Genomic DNA, 24,210 nt, shown 5'->3' on the forward strand with positions numbered 1-24,210 from the left:
GCATGACAACGCTCCATCGCCGCCTGCTCATACTCGCCGCGGCGGTCCTCCTGCTCGCGGGATTGGGCACCGGCGTCGTCCTGCACGCCGCCGACCGCGCCGACCGTGCCGACCGGCCGCGGGCGGGCGGCCCCGCCGTCGGCGAGGGCCGGCTGACGCTCGCCCAGAAGCACCGGCTGGCGTTCGTCAACGCGGCCGCCGGCCCGCACCGCGCCTCGGTCGCCTCGGTGCCGTCGGCCGACCCCGGCGGCCGGCGGGTCGCCTCGGACCTGAAGTGCGCGCGCTTCTACGCGGCGGCCGGCACCGGTGTCTGCCTCCGGTCCGAGCCGGGCGTCCTGAAGCAGAGCAACCGCGCCCTGCTCCTGGACGCGAACCTGCGCACCCGGCGCAGTTTCCCGCTCGCCGGCACCCCCAGCCGGGCCCGGGTCTCGCCCAGCGGCCGCTTCGCCGCCTGGACCGTCTTCGTCTCCGGGGAGTCCTACTCCTCGGCCTTCTTCTCCACCCGGACCTCGATCCTGGACACCCGCACCATGCGGCTCGTCCCCAGCCTGGAGAAGTTCTCCGTCGTCAAGGACGGCAAGCCGTACCACGCCTCGGACGTCAACTTCTGGGGCGTCACCTTCGCCGCCGACGACGACACCTTCTACGCCACCCTCAACACGGCCGGCAGGACCTACCTGGTCCGGGGTTCGGTCTCCCGGCGTACGGTCACCACCCTGGTCCAGAACGTGGAGTGCCCCTCGCTCTCCCCCGACGGCACACGGGTCGCGTTCAAGAAGCGGGTCCTGTCCGGCGCCACGCTCTGGCACGAGTACGTCCTCGACCTGCGCACCCTGCGCCAGACACCCCTGGCCGAACGCCACAGCGTCGACGACCAGGCCACCTGGCTGGACGACCGCACCCTCGCCTACGCCCTGCCCGCCGACGGCGAGGTGGGCGTTGCCGACCTGTGGACGGTGCCCGCCGACGGCACGGGCGCCCCCCGCCTGCTGATCCCCGGCGCTTCGTCGCCGGCGCCGCTGTAGATCGAACTCCTCGGCTCGACCACCGGCGTCGATCTGACCGGGTTGCTGGAGGGGATCGCCGAGCGCACCACCACGGCGGCAGCCGGCCGGTCGCCGCGCTCCGCCCAGCTCAACGGGAAGGTCGAGATCGCCGACTGAGCGGCGCACGAGTCACGCGGACCCGCCGACCGAAGCGCGGGGAGGCGGGTCCCGCCACGTGGCCCGCCGGGAGGCGGGTCCCGCCACGTGGCCGGCGGGTAGGCGGGTGGCCGAGAAGGCACCGTCCTTCATGGTCGACGCACGCACTCCCACGGACAAAACTATGGTGCCCCGCCACATACGCCTACGACCTCTGCCTTCCTACGGTGTGGCGACACGCAAACGTCCCCGTCACACGCAGGAAGTGGTGCCGATGTCGTCGCCAGCAAGCGCCCCACCCGCTCCTTCGAACCTCCCCCGCATCGTCGCCGCCAGCCTCATCGGCACCACCATCGAGTGGTACGACTTCTTCCTGTACGGTTCCGCCGCCGCACTGGTGTTCAACAAGCTGTTCTTCCCTGACTCCGACCCGCTCGTCGGAACGCTGCTGTCCTTCCTGACGTATGCCGTCGGCTTCGCGGCCCGGCCGCTGGGCGCCCTGGTGTTCGGGCACTACGGTGACCGGCTGGGGCGCAAGAAACTGCTGGTGCTGAGTCTGCTGATGATGGGCGGGGCGACCTTCGCCATCGGGCTGCTGCCCACGCACGCCACCGTCGGCTCCGCCGCGCCGGTGCTGCTGACCATGCTGCGCCTGGTGCAGGGGTTCGCACTGGGCGGTGAGTGGGGCGGCGCCGTGCTGCTGGTCTCCGAGCACGGCGACGCGCGGCGGCGCGGGTTCTGGGCGGCCTGGCCGCAGACCGGGGCGCCGGCCGGGCAGTTGCTGGCGACCGGTGTGCTGTCGCTGCTCACTGCCGTGCTCTCGGACGACGCCTTCGGCACCTGGGGATGGCGGATACCGTTCCTGCTCTCCGGTGTGCTGGTGATCGTCGGCCTGTGGATCCGTCTCTCCGTCGACGAGTCGCCCGTATTCAAGGAGGCGCTGCAGCGGGCCGAGAGCCGGCGCGCGGAGAAGCCGGAGAAGCTGCCGCTCGTCTCCGTGCTGCGCCACCACTGGAAGGACGTGCTCGTCGCCATGGGCGCCCGCATGGCGGAGAACATCAGCTACTACGTCATCACCGCGTTCATCCTGGTCTACGCCACGACCTCGGCCGGCGTCTCGAAGCAGACGGCGCTGAACGCCGTGCTCGTCGCCTCCGCCGTGCACTTCGCGGTGATCCCGGCCTGGGGTGCGCTCTCCGACCGGGTCGGGCGGCGGCCCGTCTACCTGCTGGGCGCGGCCGGTGTCGGGCTGTGGATGTTCCCGTTCTTCCGGCTCATCGACACCGGTTCCTTCGGGTACCTGCTGCTGGCCGTGACCGTCGGGCTGGTGCTGCACGGGGCGATGTACGCGCCCCAGGCGGCCTTCTTCGCCGAGATGTTCGCGACCCGGATGCGCTACTCCGGTGCCTCGATCGGCGCCCAGTTCGCCTCGGTGGCCGCCGGCGCGCCCGCGCCGCTGATCGCCACCGCGCTGCTGTCGGACTACGGCAGCTCCACCCCGATCGCCCTGTACGTGATCGCGGCGGCGGTGCTCACGCTGATCGCCGTGGGCGTGGCCCAGGAGACGCGGCACCGGGACCTCGCCGAGGTGGAATCCCGGGACGACGACCGCGCCGAGGCCAGCCCGGCGGCCAGGGCGGGCACCGTCTGACCGTCCCGCACGGCTCACCGCGCCGACCGGCTCCCCTCGCGGGGGCCGGTCGGCGCCGTTCCGGGGACCGGTCGGCGCCGGCCCGGGGGCCGGTCAGTGCCGTTCCGGGGACCAGTTGGCGCCGTTCCGGGGACTGGCGCCGTTCCGGGGACCAGTTGGCGCCGTTCCGGTGACCGGTCGGTGCCGGCCCGGGGGCCGGTCAGTGCCGTTCGGGGGTCGCCAGCCGGTGCAGCCGCAGGGCCAGTTGGATCTCCAGGGCGCGGGCCGGCGCCTGCCAGTCCTGGCCCAGCAGGCGGCCCACGCGCTCGAGCCGCTGGGCGACCGTGTTCACGTGCACGTGGAGGGCGTCCTTGGTGCGGGCGGGGCTCATCCCGCAGGCGAAGTAGGCGTCGAGGGTGTGCAGCAGTTCCGTGCCGCGGCGCTCGTCGTAGTCCACCACCGGGCCGATGGTGCGGCCGACGAAGCCGCCCACGTCCCGGTCGCCGGCGAGCAGCAGGCCGAGGAAGCCGAAGTCCTCGGCCGCCGCGCCGTCTCCGCCGCGGCCCAGCAGGAGCAGCGCGTCCAGACAGCGGCGGCCCTCGGCGTAGGCGGCGGCCACGGTGTCGTGGTGGACGGTGAGGTCGGTGACCGGGGCGGAGGCGCCGACGGTGACCGGCTGGTGGACGGCCGTGCCGAGGTGGCGGGCGGTCCGGCGGGCCAGTTCCGTGGCGCTGTCACCGGCGGCGAGCGGCAGCAGCAGGACCGTGCCGCCGTCCCGGGCGGCGGCCAGACCATGCCGGGTGGCGGCGAGGTGGGAGGCGGCGGACCAGAGGCGGCGCCGGGCGGCGGCCTCCTCGTCGGCGTCGGCGGCCGGGCCGTCCAGCCGGGCGGCGAGGACGACATGGGTGGTGTCCAGGTCGGCGTGCAGGCGGGTGGCGCGTTCGCGCAGCAGGCGCGGATCGCGGTCGCGGGCGTCCAGGAGGTCGTCCAGCAGCTCGCCGCGCACCCGGTGTTCGGCCTCGGCGGCGGAACGGCGGGCCAGCAGGAGCAGCGAGGTGACCATCGCCGCGCGTTCCAGAGTGCGCTGGTCGACCGGGTCCAGGTCCGGGTGGCCGCGCAGCACGAGCGCGCCGAGGAGTTCGCCGCCGGCGGCGACCGCGGCGATCCAGTCGCCCTGGTGGCGCACCGCGTGTCCCTCGGTGCGGGAGGCCTTCAGCGCCGCGGCCGGCGCCGTGCCTGCCTCGGTGAACTCCACCGTCCCGTCGAGGACCTCGGAGACGGCCGCGGCCACGTCGTGCACCCCGCCGCCGCGCAGGACCAGTTCGGCGAGCCGGTCGTGCACATCGGAGGCGCGCTCGATGACCGCGCTGCGGTCCCGGATGATCTCGTTGGCCCGCTCCAGGCCGGCCAGCGCCGAACGGGTCTCGGTGAGCAGGTTGGCGGTGTCGATGGCGGCGGCTGCGAGCGCGGCGAAGGAGCCGAGCAGGGCGATCTGCCCGCGTTCGAAGACGCGGGCGCGCCGGTCGGCGGCGAAGAGGACGCCGATGACGTTGGGGCCGAGCATCAGCGGTACGCCGAGGATGGCCACCAGGCCCTCGTCCTCGACGCCGGCGTCGATGGCGCGGGTGTGCCGGAAGCGCGCGTCCTTGAAGTAGTCGTCGGTGACGTAGGGCCGCGCCGTCTGGGCGACCAGGCCGCCGAGTCCCTCGCCCATGCCGAGGCGCAGTTGCTGGAAGCGGGCGGCCACGGAGCCCTCGGTCACGCGCATGTAGGTGTCGCCCCGTGCCGGGTCGTTGAGGCTGAGGTAGGCGACGTCCGTGCTCAGCAGCGACCGGGCGCGCTGCACGATGGCCTGGAGGACGGCGTCCAGGTCCCGGAGTCCGGCCAGGTCGTGGGCGGTCTCGAACAGCGCCGACAGCTCGGCCTCGCGCCGGCGGCGCCCCTCCAGTTCGGAGCGCACCCGCAGGGCGAGCAGTTTGGCCCGTTCCAGCGTGGCGACCCGGTCGGCCGGCTGCCCCCCGGCACGGGCGAGCAGCACCGGCTGTTCGTAGGCCTCCACCGGGGCGTCGCGGGCCAGCAGCTCGAGGTACGGGGCCCCCGCGCCGTCGTCGGGCGCCCCCGCGGCGCCCTCGGTGGCGGGGGGTCCGGCCTGCTGCAGGTGATCACGAGACATGGTCACAGGATTCCGCATCGGCGGCCCGGCCCGTCGGGCCTGTGGAAAACTGCCGGGCCCGGCGGCGCCGTCCGGTTCAGTGGGCCGTCCACCCGCCGTCGAGGACGAGGGAGGTGCCGGTGACGAAGGAGGCCTGGGGGCCGCACAGGTACGCCACCGCGTCGGCCACCTCCTCGGGCTCGATGAGCCGCTGGACGGCGCTGTCCTTGAGCAGGATCTCGGACAGGACGCGTTCCTCGGGGATGCCGTGGGCCTGCGCCTGGTCGGCGATCTGCTTCTCCACCAGTGGGGTGCGCACGTAGGCGGGGTTCACGCAGTTGGAGGTGACCCCGTGCGGGGCGCCTTCCAGCGCGGCCGTCTTGGACAGGCCCTCCAGGCCGTGCTTGGCGGCCACGTAGGCGGACTTGAAGGCGGAGGCGCGCAGTCCGTGCACGGAGGACACGTTGACGATCCGCCCCCAGCCCTGGGCGTACATGTGGGGCAGGGCGCCGCGGATGAGCCGGAAGGGCGCCTCCAGCATCACGGTCAGCACGGTGTGGAAGACCTCGGGCGGGAACTGCTCGAGGGGGCGGACGAGCTGCAGTCCGGCGTTGTTGACCAGGACGTCGGTGCCGGCCGCGACGCGCTCGGCGGCGTCGAGGTCGGTGAGGTCCAGGGGGTGGGCTACGACCGTGCCCGCGAGGTCGCCGGCCCGCCGGGCGAGCTCCGTCAGCTCGGCGAGGCCCGCCGCGTCCCGGTCGACGGCTCTCACCTCGGCGCCGGCGGCGGCGAGCCGCAGCGCGCAGGCACGGCCGATGCCGCTGGCGGCGCCGGTGACGAGGGCGGTGCGGCCACCGAGGTCGAGGGACGGGTACGGGGCGGCGAGCGGGGGGCTGGACGTGGTCATGAGCCGACGATAGGCGCGGCCCAACCCTCACCACATGTGGCCGCCACCCATACTTCAGCAAATAGTCGTAGGGTCAAACCATGTGGGTGCCTCGGACATGGCCTGCTTGATCCGCAAGCGCCCGAACTCGTGCAGGTCCGGCAGGGCGTCCACCGTGAACCAGCCCACCTCCAGCGACTCGTCGTCGTTCACCCGCGCCTCGCCACCCACCGCCCGGCAGCGGAAGGTGATGTCCATGTACTGGCAGACGTCGCCGTTGGTGTAGGTGACCGGCTCCAGGGCCTGGACGAGGACGACCCGCTCGGGGACGCACCGCACCGCCGTCTCCTCGAACACCTCCCGCACCGCGCAGGCCGCGGGCTGCTCGCCCGGCTCCGGGATGCCGCCGATCACCGACCACCTGCGGGTGTCGGACCGCCGGCCCAGCAGCACTCTGCCGTCGTCGTCGAAGACGATCGCGGTGACCCCGGGCAGCCACAGCAGCTGCGTGCCGGCGCTGGCCCTGAGGGTGCGGATGAAGTCAGGAGTAGCCATGGACCGACCCTAACCGGCCGGTCCATGGCCGCCTCGCACGTCAGGGGGCGTACCGCCGTCGTACGGTCAGGCGCCGCCGGCGCGCCGGGCGCGCAGGCCGGAGCCGATCGCCCAGCCGAGTCCGCCCGCGGCGACCAGCACCAGGGCGATCTCCGGCAGGATGCCGAGCCGGGTCGCGGGCGTCTCGGAGGTGCGCAGCGGCACCTTCTGCACGAGGTAGGCGGGCACGAACATGCCGGTCCGCTGGGTGATCCGGCCGTCGGGCATGATGATCGCGCTGACGCCGCTGGTGACCGGCACGGTCACGGTCCGGCTGTGCTCGACGGCACGGACGCGGGACATGGCGAGCTGCTGGTAGGTCATCTCGCTGCGGTCGAAAGTGGCGTTGTTGCTGGGCACCGAGATCATCTCCGCGCCGTGCGTGACGGTGTCCCGGACCGCCCAGTCGAAGGCGGCCTCGTAGCAGGTGGCGAGGCCGACCCTGGCGCCGCCGAAGTCGAAGACGCCCGGCTCGCTGCCGCGGCTGAAGTCCTGGCGGACCATACCGGTCCAGTCCTTGTTGATGGCGCCGACCAGGCCGCGCAGGGGAAGGTACTCGCCGAACGGCTGCACCTGCCGCTTGTCGTAGGTCTGGGTCGGTCCCTTGGCCGGGTCCCAGAGGATCTGCTCGTTGAGCAGCCTGCCGTCCCTCTCCACGACCCCGCCGACCGAGATCGGCACCCCGACGGCCCTGGCCGCCTCGTCGATGACGGCCGCCGCGTCGGGGTTGGTGAAGGGGTCGATGTCGGAGGAGTTCTCCGGCCACAGCACGTAGTCCGGCTTCGCGGCCTTGCCCGCCTTGATGTCGGCGGCGAGCCTGAGGGTCTCCCGCGCGTGGTGATCGAGCACGGCCCGGCGCTGGGCGCTGAACTCCAGACCGGCGCGGGGCACGTTGCCCTGGATGACCGCGACGGTCGCCGTGCCGGCCTGCGCCTCGTCGCTGACCAGCGGCCGGGCGGCGACCGCTCCCGCCACCGGGACGGCGACGCTCAGCAGGGCCGCGGCCGCGGCGCCGCGCCGCAGGGTCCGGGTGCGGCGGCGCTCGGCGATCAGGCGCCCGGCCTCGTACAGGCCGAAACCGCACAGGACGACGGCGAAACCGAGTACCGGTGTGCCGCCCACCGCGGCGAGCGGCAGGAAGACGCCGTCGGCCTGGCCGAAGGCGATCTTGCCCCAGGGGAAACCGCGGAAGGGCACGCGCGCGCGTACCGCCTCACCGGCGATCCACAGGGCCGCCGCCCACACCGGCCAGGCCGGCAGCCGGGAGACCGCGGCCACGCCGACGCCGACCAGGGCCACGAAGACCGCCTCGATGGCGGCGAGGGCGAGCCAGGGCCCGGGGCCGACCTCCACGCCCGTCCACACCAGCAGCGGCAGCAGGAAGCCGAGCCCGAAGAGGTAGCCGAGACCGAGGGCCGCCTTCCAGCGGCGGCCGCGCAGCACCCAGGCGAAGCCGGCGAAGGCGGGCAGCGCCAGCCACCACAGGGTGCGCGGCGGAAAGCTGACGTACAGCAGCACACCGCACAGGGCGGAGGCGGCGGCCGGGACCAGACGCCGCAGGAGCCGGCGGCCGCGCGCCGTGGGCTCGGAGGGCGGCCTGAGCTGGTCGGTCTGGTCCACGGAAGTTGCGGTGACGGTCACCCGGGGAGTGTACGGCGGTCGCCCTCCATGCCGACAGCGCCGTCCAAGCCGTCCCGGCGGCCCCAGGCGTTGCTGTCGCCGGGCACGCGTTCACGCGCGGCACGTCCGCCGAGCGGCCCTCGGCCCTCACAGCGCGCGCCCGGCCTCGGCGGTGCGGCCGGTCGGGCGCACGCCCGGGGCCGCCGCGGGTCCGGGGAGCCGGGGAGCCGGGCACGAGGATGGGGGGCGGTGTCGACGGCAACAGGGCCGTGGCAGGCGCGGACCGCGATCGGCGACGTTCCGGGCTATCTCGCGGTGACGGCGGGCGCCGGACGCCGTCACCGCGGCGATGGCACGGCCGGGCGTCGCGGGGCCCCGGTGTGACCTTGCGGGCGCGGGGGCCGGTCGGGTGACAGCCGCCGGTCAGCTGGTGGTGCCCGGTGTGATCGCCCTCAGCCGGGCCCTGATCACGCGGACCGCGGACTCCGCGTTGTCCACGGTGATCGTGAAGGTGTGGCCGTCCCACAGCCTGAGCACGATGCCCTCGCCGCGCCGGACGACGACCGCGGTGCCCTTCTCGGGGCGCCAGCGGTAACCCCAGCCGCCCCAGTTGCAGGGGGTGACGAGTGCGGCGAAGTCGGCTCCGGCGACCTCGGAGAGCGGGATGCGGCGGCGCGGCACCCCGATGTGGCCGCAGCGCACCTCGAGGCAGTCCTTGTCGAGTCTCAGGTCGACGTGCACGAAGGCCAGGGTCCCGAAGAGGACCAGCAGTCCGGCCGCGATGCAGCCGACGACGGACATGGCCAGCGCGGCGACGGAGGAGGTCCAGGCGGACGCCACCGCCAGCTCGATGCCGAGCGCCATGCAGGCGGCGCCCACCAGGGCCAGCAGCCACTGGACCCGGTTGGTGGCGCGTCCGGTCCAGACGTCGGGGTGCGAGGCGTCCTCGGAGTGGCGGTGCTCGCTCATGGTTATGAGATTACTCAGATTCCGGTGCGCGGGTACCCGCACGCGGAGGGTGACCGCGCCGTGCGGCCCGGGATCCGGGCCGGGGCGCGCCCCGGATCAGAGCCGGTCGGCGAGCGGCCCGGCGGCCGGCAGCAGCCGCCCTTCGGGGTAGTGCAGCGCGGCCGCGGGCAGCGCGCCCTCGCGGCCGCTGAGCAGCACCGTCAGCGCGCCCTCGGCGGGGGCCTCGGGGGTGGGCGCTTCGCCGAGGCGGCGCAGGGCCTGGGCGGCCACGGCCCCGGCGGAGCCGTGCAGGGCGAGCGGGGTGGCGCCCCCGCCGCTCACGGCGGCGCGGATGCGGTCCGCCACCAGCTCGTAGTGGGTGCAGCCCAGGACGACGGTAGTGACGTCGTCCGGGGTCAGCGCGGCCGCGGCGGTGACGGCGGCGTCGATGGCCGCCTCGTCCGCGTGCTCCACGGCCTCGGCCAGACCCCAGCAGGGCACCTCGGTGACCGGGACGCCGTCGGCGAACTCCTCGATGAGCCCGCGCTGGTAGGGACTGCCGGTGGTGGCGGGCGTGGCCCAGATGGCGACCGGGCCGCCGCCGGCGGCGGCCGGCTTGATCGCCGGGACCGTGCCGATCACCGGGATACCGGGCTCCAGCCGGGCCCGCAGGGCGGGCAGCGCGTGCACGGTGGCGGTGTTGCAGCCGATGATGAGGGCGTCCGGCCGGCGGGCCGCGGCGGCCTCCGCGACGGCCAGCGCACGCCTGGTGACGTCCTCGGCGGTGCGCGGCCCCCAGGGCATGCCGTCGGGGTCGAGGGAGAGGACGAGATCCGCGTCGGGCCGCAGGCGCCGTACCGCGGCGGTGGCCGCCAGCAGGCCGATTCCGGAGTCCATGAGCGCGATCTTCACCCGGCCACGATAGACGATGGGCCCCGTCCGGCCGGCCGGGTGGGGCAGACTGCGGCCGTGAGCGCCATCGTGTGGATCGCCGTCGCCTCCCTCGCCGCCTGGTGCTGGCTGCTGCTGTGCCAGGGCTTCTTCTGGCGCACGGACGTCCGGCTGCCACCGCGCCGCAGTCCCGGCGCCTGGCCGCCGGTGTGCGTCGTGGTCCCGGCCCGGGACGAGGCCGCCGTGCTGCCCGCGAGCCTGCCGTCGCTGCTCGCCCAGGACTATCCGGGGCGCGCCGAGATCGTCCTGGTGGACGACGGCAGCACGGACGGCACCGGGGAACTGGCCCGCGAGCTGGCGCGCCGGCACGGCGGGCTGCCGCTGACCGTGGACTCCCCCGGCGAGCCGCCGGCGGGCTGGACGGGCAAGCTCTGGGCGGTGCGGCACGGCATCGGCCTGGCACGCACGCGCGACCCCGAGTACCTGCTGCTGACGGACGCCGACATCGCGCACGCGCCGGACAGCCTGCGCGAGCTGGTGGCGGCGGCCCGCACCGGCGGCTTCGACGTGGTGTCGCAGATGGCGCGGCTGCGGGTGGAGAGCCTGTGGGAGCGGCTCGTGGTCCCGGCGTTCGTCTACTTCTTCGCGCAGCTCTACCCGTTCCGCCGGATCGGCCGGCGGGGATCGCGCACGGCGGCAGCGGCGGGCGGCTGCGTGCTGCTGCGCGCGGACACGGCCGGGCGGGCGGGGATTCCGGACGCCATCCGGCACGCGGTCATCGACGACGTCGCCCTCGCGCGCGCGGTGCGGCGCGCCGGCGGCCACGTCTGGCTGGGGCTGGCCGAGCGGGTGGACAGCGTGCGCCCCTATCCCCGGCTGCACGACCTGTGGCGGATGGTCTCGCGCAGCGCCTACGCCCAGCTGCGGCACAGCCCGCCGCTGCTGCTCGGCACGGTCGCCGGGCTCGCCCTGGTGTACCTGGTGCCGCCGGCGGCCGTCGTCACGGGGGCGGTCGCGGGCAGCGCGGCCACCCTGGCGGCGGGCGCGCTGGCGTGGGCGGTGATGACGGGGACGTACCTGCCGATGCTCCGTTACTACCGGCAGCCGCCGTGGCTCGCGCCGCTGCTGCCGTTCACCGCGTTCCTCTATCTCCTGATGACGGTCGACTCGGCCGTGCAGCACTACCGGGGGCGGGGCGCGGCCTGGAAGGGCCGCACGTACGCGCGTCCGGACGTGCGGCCGGAGGAGGGCTGACCCCGGTCACTTGCGGCCGGGGGTCCAGTTCATGCCCCATCCGTAGGCGCGGTCTATGGTCCGCTGCGGGCTCACCCCCCGGTCGGGCACCAGGTACCGCGCCTCGCGCCGGACGACGAGGTCGCCGCCGGTGTTGGTGATCAGGGCGAGCGCGCAGACCGTGGACGGGACCGTGCACTCGTCCAGCGAGAAGTCGACGGGGGCGCCGTGCTGGGGCCGCAGGGTGACCGTGGCGTGCAGGTCGGCGAAGGAGGTGGCGCCCTCGTAGATGGTGACGAAGACGAGGATGCGCCGGAAGTCCCGCGTGTGGTCGAGGTTGACGGTGAGGTTCTCGCCGCTCGCCGTCGCGCCGGTGCGGTCGTCGCCGTCGAGGTGGATGTACGGCGGGCGGTGCAGGGAGCCGAAGGCGTTGCCGAGGGCCTGTACGACGCCCTTGCGGCCGTCGGCGAGTTCGTACAGGGCGCACAGGTCGAGGTCGACGTCGCCCTGGCCGCCGCCCCAGCGGCCGCGCCGGCCCGGGAACTGCTTGCGCACCTGCCAGTTCAGGTTGACCCGCATGGCTCCCGAGGTGCCGCCCTGCTTGGCCAGTGAGACGGAGGGCGCGGCCTTGGTGAGGGTGACCTTGGAGAGCCGGACCGGTTCGGCGGCCGCCGGGGGCGGCGGGACCGGCGCGGTGGCCGGCGGCGGCGCGGTCACCGGCGGCACGACGGGCGTGGGGGGCGTGGCGGGCGTGGGGGGCGTGGACGGCACGAGGGGCGGGGAGAGCGGCGCCGGAGGCGGCGCGGCCGGCGACGACGCGGGCGGCGCGGCGTGGCGCGGTTGGTCGACGGTGATGCCGAAGTCCGTCGCCAGGCCCTCGAGCCCGCTGCTGTAGCCCTGGCCGACGGCGCGGAACTTCCAGCCGCCCTGGCGCCGGTAGAACTCGCCGAGCAGGAAGGCGGTCTCCGAGGTCGCGCCGGGGCTGTCGAAGCGGGCGACCACCGCTCCGCCGGCCTCCTCGGTCACCTCGATGTAGAGGCCGGGTACCTGTCCGAACGTCCCGCCGTCGGCCGAGGCCGCGAGGACGATCCGCTCGATCCCGCCCTCCACGCGCGTGAGGTCGACGAGGAGGGTGTCGGTGACCCGCTCGCCGGTGGTCCGCTTGCCCTCGTGGCGGACCGCGCCGGAGGGGTGCGCGGGCTGGTTGTAGAAGACGAAGTCCCCGTCGGAGCGGACCTTCCCGGACGCGAGCAGCAGCGCCGAGGCGTCCGCGTCGGGCACCGAGGGTCCCGGGCGCCAGCCCAATTCGACGCGCAGGGCCGTGGTCGGCACCGGCGCGTTCGATCCTTTCGGCATTGTCATGTCCGCCCCCAACGTGTCGGCGTGCGTCCCGGACGTGCCCGGGCGCCCCGCTTGATCGCTATCCGCCAACCTATTCCCGGGGGCGCCGCGGGCGCATGAGGGGCGCGGGAAGACCCGCGGAGATCGCCGGTCAACCGCCGGTAACCCACTGGGAACTCGGCCTTTACACGATCCAAACCCCGATCGGCGTCCATTTTTGCCGAGTTCGCTCGTATTGGGGATCCCACGTCACGGCCGACACGGAAAACAACCCTCTTATCGGTCTCCCCAACCAGCACATCGTGGGCTTAACTTATGGCCATGACCTCCCCCCGCTCCACTTATGGCGGCGGCTACTACTCCGCCTCCTTCCCGGACACCCCGATCTACGACTCGCTCGTGGCCGAGCGGGGCACCCCGCAGATCGCCCCGATCCGGGTCCCCGCCGCGTACGACGTGGGCAGCAGCCTGCCCGCGCTGCCGTCGGCGCTGCCCGCGCTCCCGTCCCCGCAGATGCCCGCCTACGGCTACCCGCAGGCGCCGCAGCCCGCCCCGCTGCAGCAGGCGCCCACGGCGTACATCCCGCAGCAGGCGAGCGCGCCGCGCGGCTACCCCGGCCAGCAGGCGCCGCAGCAGCAGCGCCCGATGGCCGGAGGTACCGGCTACGAGGCGATGCGCCCGGCCGCCCCGCGGCCCGCTCCGGCTCCGTACCAGGACCCGTACAACAACCAGCAGTACCGCGGCTACTGACCCGCTGCCCCGGCCACCGCTGCCACCTGGCACGATGGCCGCATGGGGAACGCACGACTGCGGTCGATCCACGTCCATCCGGTCAAGGCGTTCCGGGGCGTCTCGCCCCGGGAGGCCGTGGTGGAGCCCTGGGGGCCGGCCGGGGACCGGCGCTGGGCACTGATCGACGACGGGGGAAAGGTCGTCACCCAACGCGAGCAGCCGCGTCTCGCACTGGCCGCCGCCGAGCCCTTGCCCGGCGGCGGCGTTCGTCTGTCCGCGCCCGGACGTGAACCGCTGGAGGTCGCGGTCCCTGAGCCGGCCGCCACGGTGCCGGCGAGCGTCTTCGGCACGAAGGTGCCGGCCGTGCCGGCGTCCGCCGCCGCCCACGCCTGGTGCTCCGGACTGCTGGGCGCCGCCGTCCACTTGGTCCACATGGACGATCCCGCCGCCCGCCGCCCGCTGGACCCCGAGTACGCGCTGCCGGGCGAGACGGTGAGCTTCGCCGACGGCTTCCCGTTGCTCCTCACCACCGTCGCCTCCCTCGACGACCTCAACGCGCTGATCGCGCGCGGCGACCACGCCGCCGAGGGCCCGCTGCCGATGAATCGATTCCGGCCGACCGTGGTCGTCGAGGGCACCGAGCCGTGGGCGGAGGACGACTGGTCCCGCGTCGCCATCGGCGAGGTGGTCTTCCGGGTCGCCAAGGCCTGTGCGCGCTGCGTGGTGACCACGACCGACCAGGACACCGCACGGCGCGGCCGTGAACCCCTGCACACCCTGGCCCGGCACCGCGGAGTCGGCGGCAGGCTGCTGTTCGGCCAGAACCTGGTGCCGGTCGCGCCCGGCACCGTCCGGGTGGGCGACTCGGTACGGGTGTTGTCCTGACCTCCCGGGAACTCCGGTGCGTAGCCCGGTCGTTGGGACACCATGAGGATCGCGTGAACGGTCCGGTGCCGGGGTGAGGTGACCTGCTCCCGGACCTGGCCAGGGGGAGACGGCTTGGCGGGGGCCGTCGAGGAGCGGGAAGGGGGTGGGCGACGTGCGGGCCATCAGCGGCCTGTGGCGGTGGCGGCGCAATCCGCTGCGCCGTGCGACCGATCTGACCGAGGCCTGGGTGGCCCTGGTGGCGCTGGTGCTGATCGCCGTGGCAGCGCCGGTGACCGGCGTCCTGGTGGGCGCGACCGCTCAGGACTCCCTGCAGCGGTCCGCGCGGGAGCAGCAGCACGAACGCCGCCTCGTCACGGCGACCGTGGTCCGAGTGCTCGACGGCGCCCCGGTGGAGACCGATCCCGACACCAGCGCCGTGGGGGACTCCCACAGCCGCGTCCTCGCCGACTGGACGGCGCCGGACGGCGGTCACCGGCGCGGACCGGCCCTCGCCAAACTGAGATCACCGCGTCCGGGCGGCCGCTTCGCGCTGTGGACGGACCGCCACGGCCGGGTGACGGCCCGTCCGCTGGACTCCCCCACGGCGACGACGCACGCCGTACTGGCCGGTGCGGGCGCCGGGTTGCTGACCGCGGGACTGGTCGAGTGCGGCCGGCGCCTGGTCGTGTGGCGCATGGTCCGCCGCCGGTACGCGCGTTGGGACCGGGCCTGGGACCGGGCGGGTCCGGACTGGGGCAAGGCGGGCACCGGCAGCTGACGGCCTTGCGCCTCTGGTCATCCCACCGCCCGCGCGCACGCTACGGTGGAGCGGCCGACTCGCGTTCGGCATCGAAACCCGCGTACTACGAGGTGGGGGCACGGCAACGCCATGGCACAGGGCACGGTCCAGGTGACGCACACCGGTACTTCGCGGTGGCGTCGCCGCACGGGTGAGTACGCTTCGCTCGCCGCAGCCCTGGAGGCCGCCGCCGACGGCGACGTGCTCACCGTCGCTCCCGGAACCTACCGGGAGAACCTGGTCGTACGGCGGCCGGTGACCCTGCGGGGCCCCGACGGCGCGCCGGGCTCGGTGCGGATCGCGCCGGCCGACGGCGTCCCGCTGACCGTCCGCGCCTCGGCGGTGGTGCAGGACCTGCTCGTGGAGGGGCAGGACGCGGCGGCGCCCGCCCTGCTCGTGGAGGAGGGCACGCCCGAGCTGCGGGACGTGCGGATCGTCACCCGGTCCGCCGCCGGCATCGAGGTGCGCGGCGGGGCGCGCCCGACCGTGCGCCGCTGCACCGTCGACAACCCGGCCGGCGTCGGCATCGTCGTACTCGACGGCGCCGGCGGGGTGTTCGAGGAGTGCGAGGTGGTCGCCGCCGGTCAGGCCGGGGTGTCGGTCCACGGCGGCGCCCGTCCCCGGCTGGAGCGCTGCCGCGTGCACCACGCCGCCGGCAACGGGCTGACCGTGACCGGGGAGAACTCGGCGCTGGAGGCGGTCGGTTGCGAGGTGTACGAGGTCCGCGGCTCCGGGGTGCAGATCACCGGGCGGGCCACCGCCCATCTCACCGACTGCGACCTGCACCGCACCACGGCCGACGGCGTCACGCTGGACACCGACGCGGTGCTCACGCTCGCCGACTGCCGGATCCACGACGTCCCGGAGAACGCGATCGACCTGCGCTCCCGCTCGGTGCTCACGCTCACCCGGACGACGGTCCGCCAGTTCGGCCGCAACGGCCTGTCGGTGTGGGACCCGGGCACCCGGGTCGACGCCAACCAGTGCGAGATCTTCGACAGCACCGGTGACTACCCGGCGGTGTGGGTGAGCGACGGCGCGACCGCGGTGCTCGACGCCTGCCGGGTGCACGACGTGCCGGACGCGCTGTTCGTGCTGGACCGCGGCTCACGCGCGGACGTCGTGGACAGCGACCTGTTCCAGGTGCGCAACACGGCGGTGTCGGTGAGCGACGGCGCCACCGCGCAGCTCGACGACTGCCGGATCCGGGAGGCGGCCACCGGTGCCTGGTTCCGCGACCACGGCAGCGGCGGCAACCTCAGCAACTGCACCCTGGACGGCACCCAGACCGGCGTGATCGTCACCAAGGGCGCCGACCCCACCGTCGAGCGGTGCACGGTCGACTCCCCCGCCGAGGCCGGCTTCTACGTGTCCGCGGGCGGCCGGGGCAGCTTCGTGAACTGCCGGGTCACCGGCAGCGGCGGCTACGGCTTCCACGTGATCGACGGGTGCCGTACGACGCTGCGCAAGTGCCGTACGGAGCGGTGCGCGCGCGGTGGTTACGAGTTCGCGGACGCCGGGCCGGACGCGGGCTCCGGGACGGGTCCGGTGGTGGAGGACTGCACCAGCGACGAGAGCGGCGGTCTGCGCCCGCCGGCGCCGCGCGAGACGGCCGAGCAGTCGGTGGCCCCCGCGTCCGCCGGTCTGCTCGGTGCGATCCCCGGCCAGCGCGTCCTGGACACGGAACCGGCCGTCGCCGCGAGCGAGCCGGAGCAGCCGGCCCGGTCCTCGAAGGCCGTGCTCGGCGAACTGGACGCGCTGGTGGGCCTGGAGAGCGTCAAGCGGGAGGTGCGGGCGCTGACCGACATGATCGAGGTCGGGCGGCGCCGGCAGCAGGCGGGTCTGAAGGCGGCCTCGGTCAAGCGGCACCTGGTCTTCACCGGCTCTCCCGGCACCGGCAAGACGACGGTCGCCCGGCTGTACGGCGAGATCCTCGCCTCGCTCGGCGTGCTGGAGAAGGGCCATCTGGTGGAGGTGTCCCGGGTCGACCTGGTCGGCGAGCACATCGGTTCGACCGCGATCCGCACCCAGGAGGCTTTCCAGCGGGCCCGCGGCGGCGTGCTGTTCATCGACGAGGCGTACGCGCTGTCCCCGGAGGACGCCGGGCGCGACTTCGGCAAGGAGGCCATCGACACGCTGGTGAAGCTGATGGAGGACCACCGGGACGCGGTGGTGGTGATCGTCGCCGGCTACACGGCCGAGATGGAGCGCTTCCTGTCCGTCAACCCCGGTGTCGCCTCCCGCTTCTCACGCACCATCACCTTCGGCGACTACGGCCCCGAGGAGCTGCTCAGGATCGTCGAGCAGCAGGCCGACGAGCACGAGTACCGGCTGGCGCCGGGTGCGTCGGAGGCGCTGCTGAAGTACTTCACGGCGATCCCCAAGGGCGCCGCGTTCGGCAACGGACGTACCGCGCGCCAGACCTTCGAGGCGATGGTGGAACGGCACGCGAGCCGTGTCGCCCAGCTCGAGGAGCCCAGCACCGACGACCTGACCCTGCTCTACGGGGAGGACCTGCCGGAGCTGCCCTGACCTGGCGCCCGGCGCGGGCCGTCACGGCTGCGGGCGCTGGGCGGGCAGCTCCGGCCGCAGCCGGGCCAGCAGGCGGGCCCGTTCGCGGGCGAAGGCCGGATCCGCCTGGTAGTCCGAGTGGCCGAGGATCGGGGCCGGGAGCGGGTGCTCGGGGGTGCGGCCGTAGGCGAGGGGGTCGCGCAGGGGTTCGTGGTCCACCTCGGGGCCGCATGCGCCGGGGAGCCGGACCGGGCCGCCGATGGGGTCGGTGGGGCGGTGCAGGTTGCGCCAGCAGGCGACGTCCCGGTGCAGCGCGGCCAGCGACGCCGGCCCGAAGTGGGCCGGGAACCAGCGGCCGTAGAGACGCTCCAGCGGGGAGCCGTAGGTCAGCAGGGCCACCCGTTTGCGGGCCGACGGACTGAGCTGCCAGGCGGCGGACGCGGCCAGGACGCTGCCCTGGGAGTGGCCGGACAGGACCAGCCGGCCGCCGGTGCGCGCGGTCCAGGTCGCCATCCGCCAGGTCAGGTCGGGCACGGCGCGCTCGGCGTAGCAGGGCGGGGCGAAGGGGTGTGCGGCGCGCGGCCAGAAGGTGCCGACGTCCCAGAGGATGCCGATGGTGCGCCGGGCGGAGGCGTCCCGGTAGGCGCGCCGGCCCCAGGTGACGAACAACAGGAAGCCGAGCCCGATCAGCCAGGAGCCCAGCGCCTGTGAGGTCTCGGCGGCCGCCCGCACGACGTCGTACGTGCGCCGGGCAGCCCCTTCGGGCGGCTCGCCGGTGGCCAGGGCGCCCGCCAGCGCGGCGGCGCCCAGCAGCAGGGTGGTGGCGCAGAGCACGCCGACGACCAGCGGCGCCCGGTCGGTGAGGGCGGCCATGACGCGCGAGTGGGCGATGCGGCGGGTGCGGGCGGGATCCTCGGGCTCGCCGGGATGCTCGTGCCGTACCCGGTCGCGTTCGGCGCGGGCGAGCCGCGCGGTGCGCCGGGCCAGGTGGGCGGCGAGCAGGAGCAGTACCGCGAGCAGCGGCGGGATGACGGAGGCCTGCCAGGTCAGAAGCACTGGCGGCCCGTCGAGGAGGGAGCGGGTGCCGTCCAGCCAGTCGGCGACGCGCTGCGCGACGCCGCCGGACATCACACCGCCCAGCGCGCAGGCGAGCAGGGCCACCGCCGGCCCGCCGAGGCCACGTCCCGCGGCGCGCGGGTCGGGGCGCCTGCGGTGGAGGTCGTGGGCGACGACGGCGAGGACGACGACGAGCAGTCCCTGGGTCAGCATGAGGGCGCCGAAGGCCGCGTCGCCGGGCAGCCGGCCGGTGGACCGCCACCCGGGGCGGGACCAGCCGGCGTGGACCAGGGTGAGCAGCAGCAGGGCGAGGGCGCCGAGCGGCAGACGGCGTACGAGGTGGCGGTCGAGCGTGTGGTCGGGGCACCGCTCGCTGCGGCCGCGGCGGCAGACGACGCCCACCACGGCGCCCGCGCAGCCGAGCAGGGCGGCGGCGAGAAGCCAGCCGAGCACGTTCAGGGCGGCCGGGCCGCCGGGACGGTGGTCGTAGCGGATCGTGGGCGTGGCCACGGCGGCGGCGACCGTGAGCAGGCCGGCGGCGGTGTGGGCGGCGCGGAGCCGGGCCACCAGCCGGCGCCCGTACCAGAAGCCGGGCCGGGCCAGGGCGCCCGCGTCGGTCTCCGGTTCGGGGTCGCGGGACAGGGGCTGGTGGGACTCGTAGGCGTTCCAGGTGCGGTGCGAGAGGTACCAGAGCAGGGCGGTCAGCGCGGCCGGGACCAGTGCGGCGAGCATCAGGCGGCGCCCGGGCGCGGTCCACCAGGCGTCGCCGGCCACGGCCGGTGACAGGAAGCCCAGCCAGGTGTGGCGGCGGGCGCAGTCCGCGACGCCCGCGCACTGCCAGGCGACCAGGTCGAGCGCTACCTCCGAGGCCGCGGCGGTGAACAGCACGGTCAGGGTGAGCGCGACCAGCCGTACGAGGAGGCCGTAGAGCCGGACGGTGCGCCTGCGGCCCTGGGCGGCGGGGCGCATCCAGTGGGCGAGGTTGACCACCATGAAGGGCAGCAGCAGGAGCCACAGGGCGCGCGTGCCGTCACCGGAGGTGAGGTTGCACCAGACGTACGCCTCCTGGACCGGTTCGCCGCGACGGCGGGCCGGATCCGCCGGTTCCCCGGCGTCGGCGGCGCGCCGGAAGATCGCGGCCGTGTCGTCGCCGGTGATCCGGACGGTGCGCGGGTCGTCGAGCATCTTCTCGGGTGTGGTGCCGCCGACCCCGTGCACCAGGAGTTCCAGCTCGGCGCCGGCCGGTGCGGGCGGTAAGGCGGAGCCGTCCGGTTCCGGACCGGCGATGCGTTCCTGCGCAGGTTCCACTGTTCGCACTTCCCCCGTGACGCGCCTGCTGGGCCACTGTCCACGCGGGCTTCAGGTTCTCCGTTCCGGGGTGCCCGTACACCTCTCGGCACGGAATCTCCCCGATCCGTGTGACAGCGGCCAGGGTCCCCGGCGCCGGGGCCGACCGGAATGGCATGCGCGCGTCGGGAAAGGCGGTGGCGCGGCTGCCGCCGTCCCGTGAAAAGATGGGACGCCCGTGCACCCGGGACCGCTGGAAGCTCCAGGTCGGAGCCGGTGCGGTGGGCGGCTCGGACGACGGATCGCGGCGAAGGGACCGGAGCGTACGTGAGCGAGAATCAGAACCTCCTCGCGGAGCAGCGCCGCGCCCTGATCCTGGACGAGGTCCGGCGCCGGGGCGGTGTCCGGGTCAATGAACTGACCCGCAAGCTCGGCGTGTCCGACATGACCGTGCGGCGGGATCTGGACGCGCTGGCCCGTCAGGGCGTGCTGGAGAAGGTGCACGGCGGCGCGGTCCCGGTGGTCGAGGCGAGCACGCACGAGCCCGGTTTCGAGGCCAAGTCGGCTCTGGAGCTGACCGCCAAGGAGGACATCGCGCGCTCCGCCGCCCGGCTGGTCGCCCCGGGCACGGCGATCGCCCTGTCCGGCGGCACGACGACCTACGCGCTCGCGCAGCACCTGCTGGAGGTGCCGGACCTGACCGTGGTGACGAACTCGGTGCGGGTCGCCGACGTCTTCCACGCCGCTCAGCGCACCTCGGGGCAGCGGCCGGGCGCGGCGACGGTGGTGCTGACCGGCGGGGTGCGCACCCCGTCCGACTCGCTCGTGGGCCCGGTGGCCGACCAGGCGATCGCGGCCCTCCACTTCGATCTGCTCTTCCTCGGGGTGCACGGGATATCGGTGGAGGCCGGTCTGTCCACGCCGAACCTCGCCGAGGCGGAGACGAACCGCCGGCTGGTGCAGTCGGCGCGCCGCGTCGTGGTGGTGGCCGACCACACCAAGTGGGGCACGGTGGGCCTGAGTTCGTTCGCCGGGCTGGCGCAGGTAGACACGCTGGTCACCGACGCGGGTCTGCCCGCCGAGGCGCGCGCGGAGATCGCCGAGCATCTGCACCGGCTGGTGGTGGCGGGCGAGACGGAGGACGACGAGGAGGTCTGACGGCGCGGGCCGGTCCTCAGTCCGGCCAGACCCCCGTGGCCAGCAGCGACTCGATCGCCGAGGTGTACGGGGCGATGTCCAGGCCCTGCTCCTCCAGCCAGGAGTCGGAGTAGTACTTGTCCAGGTAGCGGTCCCCCGGGTCGCACAGCAGGGTGACGACGCTGCCGGTGCGGCCCTCGGCCACCATCTCGGAGACGATCTTCAGCGCGCTCCACAGGCCGGTGCCGGTCGAGCCGCCCGCCTTGCGGCCGATGGCCCGCTCCAGCGCGCGCACGGCGGCCACGCTGGCCGCGTCCGGGACCTTCATCATCCGATCGATCGCGCCGGGCACGAAGCTGGGCTCCATGCGGGGCCGGCCGATGCCCTCGATCCGGGAGCCGCAGTCGCAGGTGACGTCCGGATCGCCGGTGGTCCAGCCCTCGAAGAAACAGGAGTTGTCGGGGTCGGCGACGCAGACGCGGGTGTCGTACTGCATGTAGTGGACGTAGCGCGCGAGGGTGGCCGAGGTGCCGCCGGTGCCGGCCGTGGCGACGATCCAGGCGGGTTCCGGGAACCGCTCCAACTTAAGCTGGCGGAAGATGGATTCGGCGATGTTGTTGTTGCCGCGCCAGTCGGTGGCCCGCTCGGCGTAGGTGAACTGGTCCATGTAGTGGCCGCCGGTCTCCGCCGCGAGGCGGGCGGACTCCTCGTACATCTTCCGGGAGTCGTCCACGAAGTGGCACTGCCCGCCGTGGAACTCGATCAGGCGGCACTTCTCGGCGCTCGTGGTGCGCGGCATGACCGCGATGAAGGGCACGCCGACCAGCTTGGCGAAGTAGGCCTCGGAGACGGCCGTCGATCCGCTGGAGGCCTCGATCACCGGGCGGTCCGGCCGGATCCAGCCATTGCACAGGCCGTACAGGAACAGGGAGCGGGCGAGCCGGTGCTTGAGGCTGCCGGTGGGGTGCGTCGACTCGTCCTTCAGGTAGAGGTCGATGCCCCACCGCTCGGGCAGCGGGAAGCGCAGCAGGTGCGTGTCCGCCGAGCGGTTGGCGTCGGCCTGGACCTTGCGGACGGCGTCTTTCAGCCAGCCACGGTAGGCGGAGTCACTGCGGTCGACGTCCAGGGTGGCGCCGGTCCGGATCTGTGGGGTGGTGCTCACGGCGGGGCTCCTTACGCTGAGCGCCGACGGCGCCTCCGGCGGCCGGCATCTCGCATCATAGGCACCTTCCACACCTCTTCCCACCTGCATAAACGCATCTTTGGGCCACTCAAAGGGACGCTGGGACACAGCCGCGCCGCGCACCTCGGGGCGCATTGGCGCGAGTGCTCCGGGCGCCCCTCGCGCGCTCCCCCTGCGCACTGGTGCTCCCGGACCTCGCCGGGGCAGACTGCAGCGAACGGGACGACCGACCCGGACGGCGGCGCACACTGGATCACAGCGCTGTGCCGGCCCGGGCCGGTACGGCCGGGCACGGACCGGATCCGGACCCCGCGGGGTCCGGCATCGCGGCGGAGTACGCGCACGAGGGGGCGGCGGGAAATGGCGGAGCCGGAGTTCACGGCCAAGGGCGTGCGGATCGGCAAGAGGCTGCGCTCGCTCACCCGGGCCGGACAGGTCCGGATCAGTGACGGCAGGGTGGAGCTGCTGACCAGTTACGGCAGCGAGATCGACAGCGCGCCGGTGCAGGCGGTACGGGCGTCCAAGCCGTGGTTCGCCCCGGACGACCGGGCGCACGCGGACCTCAACGGCAAGCGGTACTCGCTGACGCTGGGCGAGCACGACCCGGCTCCGGGCGAGCCGGGGCCGCCCGCGGCGCGGCGGTTCATCGAGGCGGTGCGCCGCGCGGCCGGGCGCGGCGGCTGACCGGCGGCGGACGGCGGCGAGTTGCGGGGACGCGGCCGCTGCGCCACGCTGGTCTCACGTCACTCTGGGTTTACCGGCGATAACGCTGCGAACCAGCCCGCCGGCCAGTACAGCAGGCGGACGTTTGGACGCAAGCACCCTGCTGGATCCGTTGTTCTCCGTGTTCCTCCGGTTCCTCCGGACCTCACATCGGGGAGTCGCAGCCGTGATCAGTCACTCAAGCAGGCACTGCACGGTGGAGCTCCAAGCCCTGCCGTCGCGGATCGGCCAGGTCCGCAGAATCGTATCTGCGCAGTTGCGCTACTGGCATATGGACCCGTTGATCGACCGGGCAGCGCTCGGCGTGACCGAGCTGCTCAGCAACGTCCACCGGCACGCCCGGCCCGACAAGTCGTGCACGGTCGAGCTGGAACTGCAGGCCGGCCGGCTCACGGTCTCGGTGCGCGACCACGATCCGCGCCTGCCCGTGGTCCCCGACGACGCCGGCGCGCCGGAGCTGGTCCCGCTGGCCACCTGCGGGCGGGGACTGGCGATGGTGGCCGCGATGAGCGAGAGCTGGGGCGCGCGCCCCGAAGGCGACGACGGCAAGGTCGTGTGGTTCACCCTGCCCGCACCGTCCGCGGCACTCCGGCAGCCGGCCCGCTCGCCGCGCCCCGCGGCCGACCGGCAGCCCGTGCCCCGGCTCGCCGAGGCACGGCCGGTCCCGGTGGCGGCCACGCCGGTCACCACCGCGCCCAGGCCGGTCACGGCCTCGCCCATGCCGGTCACGCCCACGCCGGTCGCCGCGACGCCCGCCCCCGCCGTGGCCCGCGCCTCGGCCGCGGCAACCGCTCCCGCCCGGTCGGCCGTTCCCGGCTGACCGGGCGGTGACGCCACCTCGGCGCCGAGGCTGTCACGGCCGGCGGGGCGCGGGCGGGAACGCCGTCGCGCCCCCTTCACCACGCGGGCGTGCGGGCGACGCCGGCGGTGCGTCCTGCCGGTGTCGCCCGCACGTCAGGCGGCGCCGTCCTTGCGGCCGAAGTGCTCCTCCAGGACGGACATCCGGCGCCAGTACTCCTCCTCGTCGATCTCGCCGGAGGCGAAGCGGCGGCCGAGCACCGCGAGCGGCGCGTCGCCCGCCGGCCGGCCGCCGGCGACCGGCCGCCAGGGGCGCCTCGTCCGCCAGGCGGTGCGGCGCAGCACGGTGACGGCGCCGATCACGACGGCCGCCCAGATCAGCGGGAAGAAGAGGATCCACGGGCCGGGCCCGCCGTCCCAGTTCGCCAGGGTCTGCATCTCGTTCATCTCCGTCGTCGTCTCGGGTCCTCGGGTACTGCCACGAGACTCCCCCCGACAGGGGCCCGGGTCGTCGTGCGGCCGGCGGCAGTGCGCGTACCTCCGCGGGAGTACGCGAGAGGGGCCCGGCTGCTCCCCGCCGACCGGCGGACCTCGGTCGCCGTGGCCCGACCATGCGGACACCTGGCTCCCGGCGGGGCTGCGGCGCAACCGGCGAGGGCGGAGGCGGGACACCCCAGACC

20 protein-coding genes are annotated in these 24,210 nt (G+C 74.5%); 10 read left to right on the forward strand and 10 right to left on the reverse strand.

Annotated features, from left to right (window positions below):
* Nucleotides 1–2 precede the first annotated feature (2 nt).
* Both ACFQ9Z_RS02260 and ACFQ9Z_RS02265 read left to right on the forward strand, forming a co-directional pair.
* Nucleotides 3–1,025 carry a TolB family protein gene (locus ACFQ9Z_RS02260; RefSeq protein ID WP_383009728.1) on the forward strand — a complete coding sequence of 341 codons (1,023 nt, stop codon included), beginning with the start codon at nucleotides 3–5 and terminating at the stop codon, nucleotides 1,023–1,025.
* 391 nt (nucleotides 1,026–1,416) lie between these two features.
* On the forward strand, nucleotides 1,417–2,793 hold the full coding sequence (locus ACFQ9Z_RS02265) for an MFS transporter (RefSeq protein ID WP_383009730.1): 1,377 nt from the start codon (nucleotides 1,417–1,419) through the stop codon (nucleotides 2,791–2,793).
* A 199-nt stretch (nucleotides 2,794–2,992) separates the two neighbouring features.
* Here the strand turns inward: ACFQ9Z_RS02265 and ACFQ9Z_RS02270 are convergent, their stop codons facing one another.
* The 6 genes from ACFQ9Z_RS02270 to ACFQ9Z_RS02295 form a co-directional block, all read right to left on the reverse strand.
* Nucleotides 2,993–4,945: a helix-turn-helix domain-containing protein gene (locus tag ACFQ9Z_RS02270; RefSeq protein ID WP_383009732.1), complete on the reverse strand. Its 1,953-nt coding sequence runs from the start codon at nucleotides 4,943–4,945 to the stop codon at nucleotides 2,993–2,995.
* 76 nt (nucleotides 4,946–5,021) lie between these two features.
* The gene (locus tag ACFQ9Z_RS02275; protein ID WP_383009734.1) at nucleotides 5,022–5,831 is read right to left on the reverse strand and encodes a 3-hydroxybutyrate dehydrogenase; all 810 of its coding nucleotides are present in this window, start codon (nucleotides 5,829–5,831) and stop codon (nucleotides 5,022–5,024) included.
* A 54-nt stretch (nucleotides 5,832–5,885) separates the two neighbouring features.
* Complete coding sequence (locus tag ACFQ9Z_RS02280) at nucleotides 5,886–6,365, reverse strand: NUDIX domain-containing protein (protein ID WP_383009736.1); 480 nt, start codon at nucleotides 6,363–6,365, stop codon at nucleotides 5,886–5,888.
* Nucleotides 6,366–6,431: 66 nt separating this feature from the next.
* On the reverse strand, nucleotides 6,432–8,045 hold the full coding sequence (gene lnt, locus ACFQ9Z_RS02285) for an apolipoprotein N-acyltransferase (RefSeq protein WP_383009738.1): 1,614 nt from the start codon (nucleotides 8,043–8,045) through the stop codon (nucleotides 6,432–6,434).
* A gap of 402 nt (nucleotides 8,046–8,447) precedes the next feature.
* The gene (locus ACFQ9Z_RS02290; RefSeq protein ID WP_383009740.1) at nucleotides 8,448–8,993 is read right to left on the reverse strand and encodes a hypothetical protein; all 546 of its coding nucleotides are present in this window, start codon (nucleotides 8,991–8,993) and stop codon (nucleotides 8,448–8,450) included.
* Between the two features lie 96 nt (nucleotides 8,994–9,089).
* Nucleotides 9,090–9,884, reverse strand: a complete 795-nt coding sequence (locus ACFQ9Z_RS02295) for a glutamate racemase (RefSeq protein ID WP_383009742.1) — start codon at nucleotides 9,882–9,884, stop codon at nucleotides 9,090–9,092.
* 39 nt (nucleotides 9,885–9,923) lie between these two features.
* On the opposite strand from ACFQ9Z_RS02295, the gene ACFQ9Z_RS02300 reads away from it, so the two are divergent.
* Nucleotides 9,924–11,117, forward strand: a complete 1,194-nt coding sequence (locus tag ACFQ9Z_RS02300) for a glycosyltransferase (RefSeq protein ID WP_383009744.1) — start codon at nucleotides 9,924–9,926, stop codon at nucleotides 11,115–11,117.
* A 6-nt stretch (nucleotides 11,118–11,123) separates the two neighbouring features.
* On the opposite strand, the gene ACFQ9Z_RS02305 is transcribed toward ACFQ9Z_RS02300, so the two are convergent.
* Nucleotides 11,124–12,452: a TerD family protein gene (locus ACFQ9Z_RS02305; RefSeq protein ID WP_383009746.1), complete on the reverse strand. Its 1,329-nt coding sequence runs from the start codon at nucleotides 12,450–12,452 to the stop codon at nucleotides 11,124–11,126.
* 306 nt (nucleotides 12,453–12,758) lie between these two features.
* On the opposite strand from ACFQ9Z_RS02305, the gene ACFQ9Z_RS02310 reads away from it, so the two are divergent.
* From ACFQ9Z_RS02310 to ACFQ9Z_RS02325, 4 genes are all read left to right on the forward strand, one after another.
* Complete coding sequence (locus ACFQ9Z_RS02310) at nucleotides 12,759–13,187, forward strand: DUF6643 family protein (RefSeq protein WP_383009748.1); 429 nt, start codon at nucleotides 12,759–12,761, stop codon at nucleotides 13,185–13,187.
* 42 nt (nucleotides 13,188–13,229) lie between these two features.
* Nucleotides 13,230–14,054 carry an MOSC domain-containing protein gene (locus ACFQ9Z_RS02315; RefSeq protein WP_383009750.1) on the forward strand — a complete coding sequence of 275 codons (825 nt, stop codon included), beginning with the start codon at nucleotides 13,230–13,232 and terminating at the stop codon, nucleotides 14,052–14,054.
* A 154-nt stretch (nucleotides 14,055–14,208) separates the two neighbouring features.
* Nucleotides 14,209–14,814: a hypothetical protein gene (locus tag ACFQ9Z_RS02320; RefSeq protein ID WP_383010298.1), complete on the forward strand. Its 606-nt coding sequence runs from the start codon at nucleotides 14,209–14,211 to the stop codon at nucleotides 14,812–14,814.
* Between the two features lie 111 nt (nucleotides 14,815–14,925).
* A complete protein-coding gene (locus ACFQ9Z_RS02325) occupies nucleotides 14,926–17,367 on the forward strand; it encodes a right-handed parallel beta-helix repeat-containing protein (protein ID WP_383009752.1) in 2,442 nt (813 codons plus the stop codon).
* 21 nt (nucleotides 17,368–17,388) lie between these two features.
* Here the strand turns inward: ACFQ9Z_RS02325 and ACFQ9Z_RS02330 are convergent, their stop codons facing one another.
* The gene (locus tag ACFQ9Z_RS02330) at nucleotides 17,389–19,710 is read right to left on the reverse strand and encodes a hypothetical protein (RefSeq protein ID WP_383009754.1); all 2,322 of its coding nucleotides are present in this window, start codon (nucleotides 19,708–19,710) and stop codon (nucleotides 17,389–17,391) included.
* 306 nt (nucleotides 19,711–20,016) lie between these two features.
* Between ACFQ9Z_RS02330 and ACFQ9Z_RS02335 the strand changes: the two genes are divergently transcribed.
* Complete coding sequence (locus tag ACFQ9Z_RS02335) at nucleotides 20,017–20,847, forward strand: DeoR/GlpR family DNA-binding transcription regulator (RefSeq protein ID WP_383009756.1); 831 nt, start codon at nucleotides 20,017–20,019, stop codon at nucleotides 20,845–20,847.
* A gap of 16 nt (nucleotides 20,848–20,863) precedes the next feature.
* On the opposite strand, the gene ACFQ9Z_RS02340 is transcribed toward ACFQ9Z_RS02335, so the two are convergent.
* Nucleotides 20,864–21,988: a PLP-dependent cysteine synthase family protein gene (locus ACFQ9Z_RS02340; protein ID WP_383009758.1), complete on the reverse strand. Its 1,125-nt coding sequence runs from the start codon at nucleotides 21,986–21,988 to the stop codon at nucleotides 20,864–20,866.
* 381 nt (nucleotides 21,989–22,369) lie between these two features.
* Here ACFQ9Z_RS02340 and ACFQ9Z_RS02345 point away from each other — a divergent pair, with 381 nt between their 5' ends.
* Nucleotides 22,370–22,693: a hypothetical protein gene (locus ACFQ9Z_RS02345; protein WP_143628848.1), complete on the forward strand. Its 324-nt coding sequence runs from the start codon at nucleotides 22,370–22,372 to the stop codon at nucleotides 22,691–22,693.
* A 205-nt stretch (nucleotides 22,694–22,898) separates the two neighbouring features.
* On the forward strand, nucleotides 22,899–23,552 hold the full coding sequence (locus ACFQ9Z_RS02350; RefSeq protein WP_383009760.1) for an ATP-binding protein: 654 nt from the start codon (nucleotides 22,899–22,901) through the stop codon (nucleotides 23,550–23,552).
* Nucleotides 23,553–23,686: 134 nt separating this feature from the next.
* Here ACFQ9Z_RS02350 and ACFQ9Z_RS02355 read toward each other — a convergent pair whose 3' ends face one another.
* Nucleotides 23,687–23,968, reverse strand: a complete 282-nt coding sequence (locus ACFQ9Z_RS02355) for an SHOCT domain-containing protein (protein WP_383010300.1) — start codon at nucleotides 23,966–23,968, stop codon at nucleotides 23,687–23,689.
* Nucleotides 23,969–24,210: the final 242 nt, after the last annotated feature.

The sequence above is a fragment of the Streptomyces sp. NPDC056580 genome, assembly GCF_042793175.1.
Classification (GTDB): Bacteria; Actinomycetota; Actinomycetes; order Streptomycetales; family Streptomycetaceae; genus Streptomyces.

Excerpts from the sequence above, each read along its gene's own strand:
- ACFQ9Z_RS02260 (WP_383009728.1), top strand. The coding sequence starts at position 3 with ATGACAACGCTCCATCGCCGCCTGCTCATACTCGCCGCGGCGGTCCTC.
- ACFQ9Z_RS02265 (WP_383009730.1), top strand. The coding sequence starts at position 1,417 with ATGTCGTCGCCAGCAAGCGCCCCACCCGCTCCTTCGAACCTCCCCCGC.
- ACFQ9Z_RS02270 (WP_383009732.1), bottom strand. The coding sequence starts at position 4,945 with ATGTCTCGTGATCACCTGCAGCAGGCCGGACCCCCCGCCACCGAGGGC.
- ACFQ9Z_RS02275 (WP_383009734.1), bottom strand. The coding sequence starts at position 5,831 with ATGACCACGTCCAGCCCCCCGCTCGCCGCCCCGTACCCGTCCCTCGAC.
- ACFQ9Z_RS02280 (WP_383009736.1), bottom strand. The coding sequence starts at position 6,365 with ATGGCTACTCCTGACTTCATCCGCACCCTCAGGGCCAGCGCCGGCACG.
- ACFQ9Z_RS02290 (WP_383009740.1), bottom strand. The coding sequence starts at position 8,993 with ATGAGCGAGCACCGCCACTCCGAGGACGCCTCGCACCCCGACGTCTGG.
- ACFQ9Z_RS02305 (WP_383009746.1), bottom strand. The coding sequence starts at position 12,452 with ATGCCGAAAGGATCGAACGCGCCGGTGCCGACCACGGCCCTGCGCGTC.
- ACFQ9Z_RS02310 (WP_383009748.1), top strand. The coding sequence starts at position 12,759 with ATGACCTCCCCCCGCTCCACTTATGGCGGCGGCTACTACTCCGCCTCC.
- ACFQ9Z_RS02315 (WP_383009750.1), top strand. The coding sequence starts at position 13,230 with ATGGGGAACGCACGACTGCGGTCGATCCACGTCCATCCGGTCAAGGCG.
- ACFQ9Z_RS02325 (WP_383009752.1), top strand. The coding sequence starts at position 14,926 with ATGGCACAGGGCACGGTCCAGGTGACGCACACCGGTACTTCGCGGTGG.
- ACFQ9Z_RS02345 (WP_143628848.1), top strand. The coding sequence starts at position 22,370 with ATGGCGGAGCCGGAGTTCACGGCCAAGGGCGTGCGGATCGGCAAGAGG.
- ACFQ9Z_RS02355 (WP_383010300.1), bottom strand. The coding sequence starts at position 23,968 with ATGCAGACCCTGGCGAACTGGGACGGCGGGCCCGGCCCGTGGATCCTC.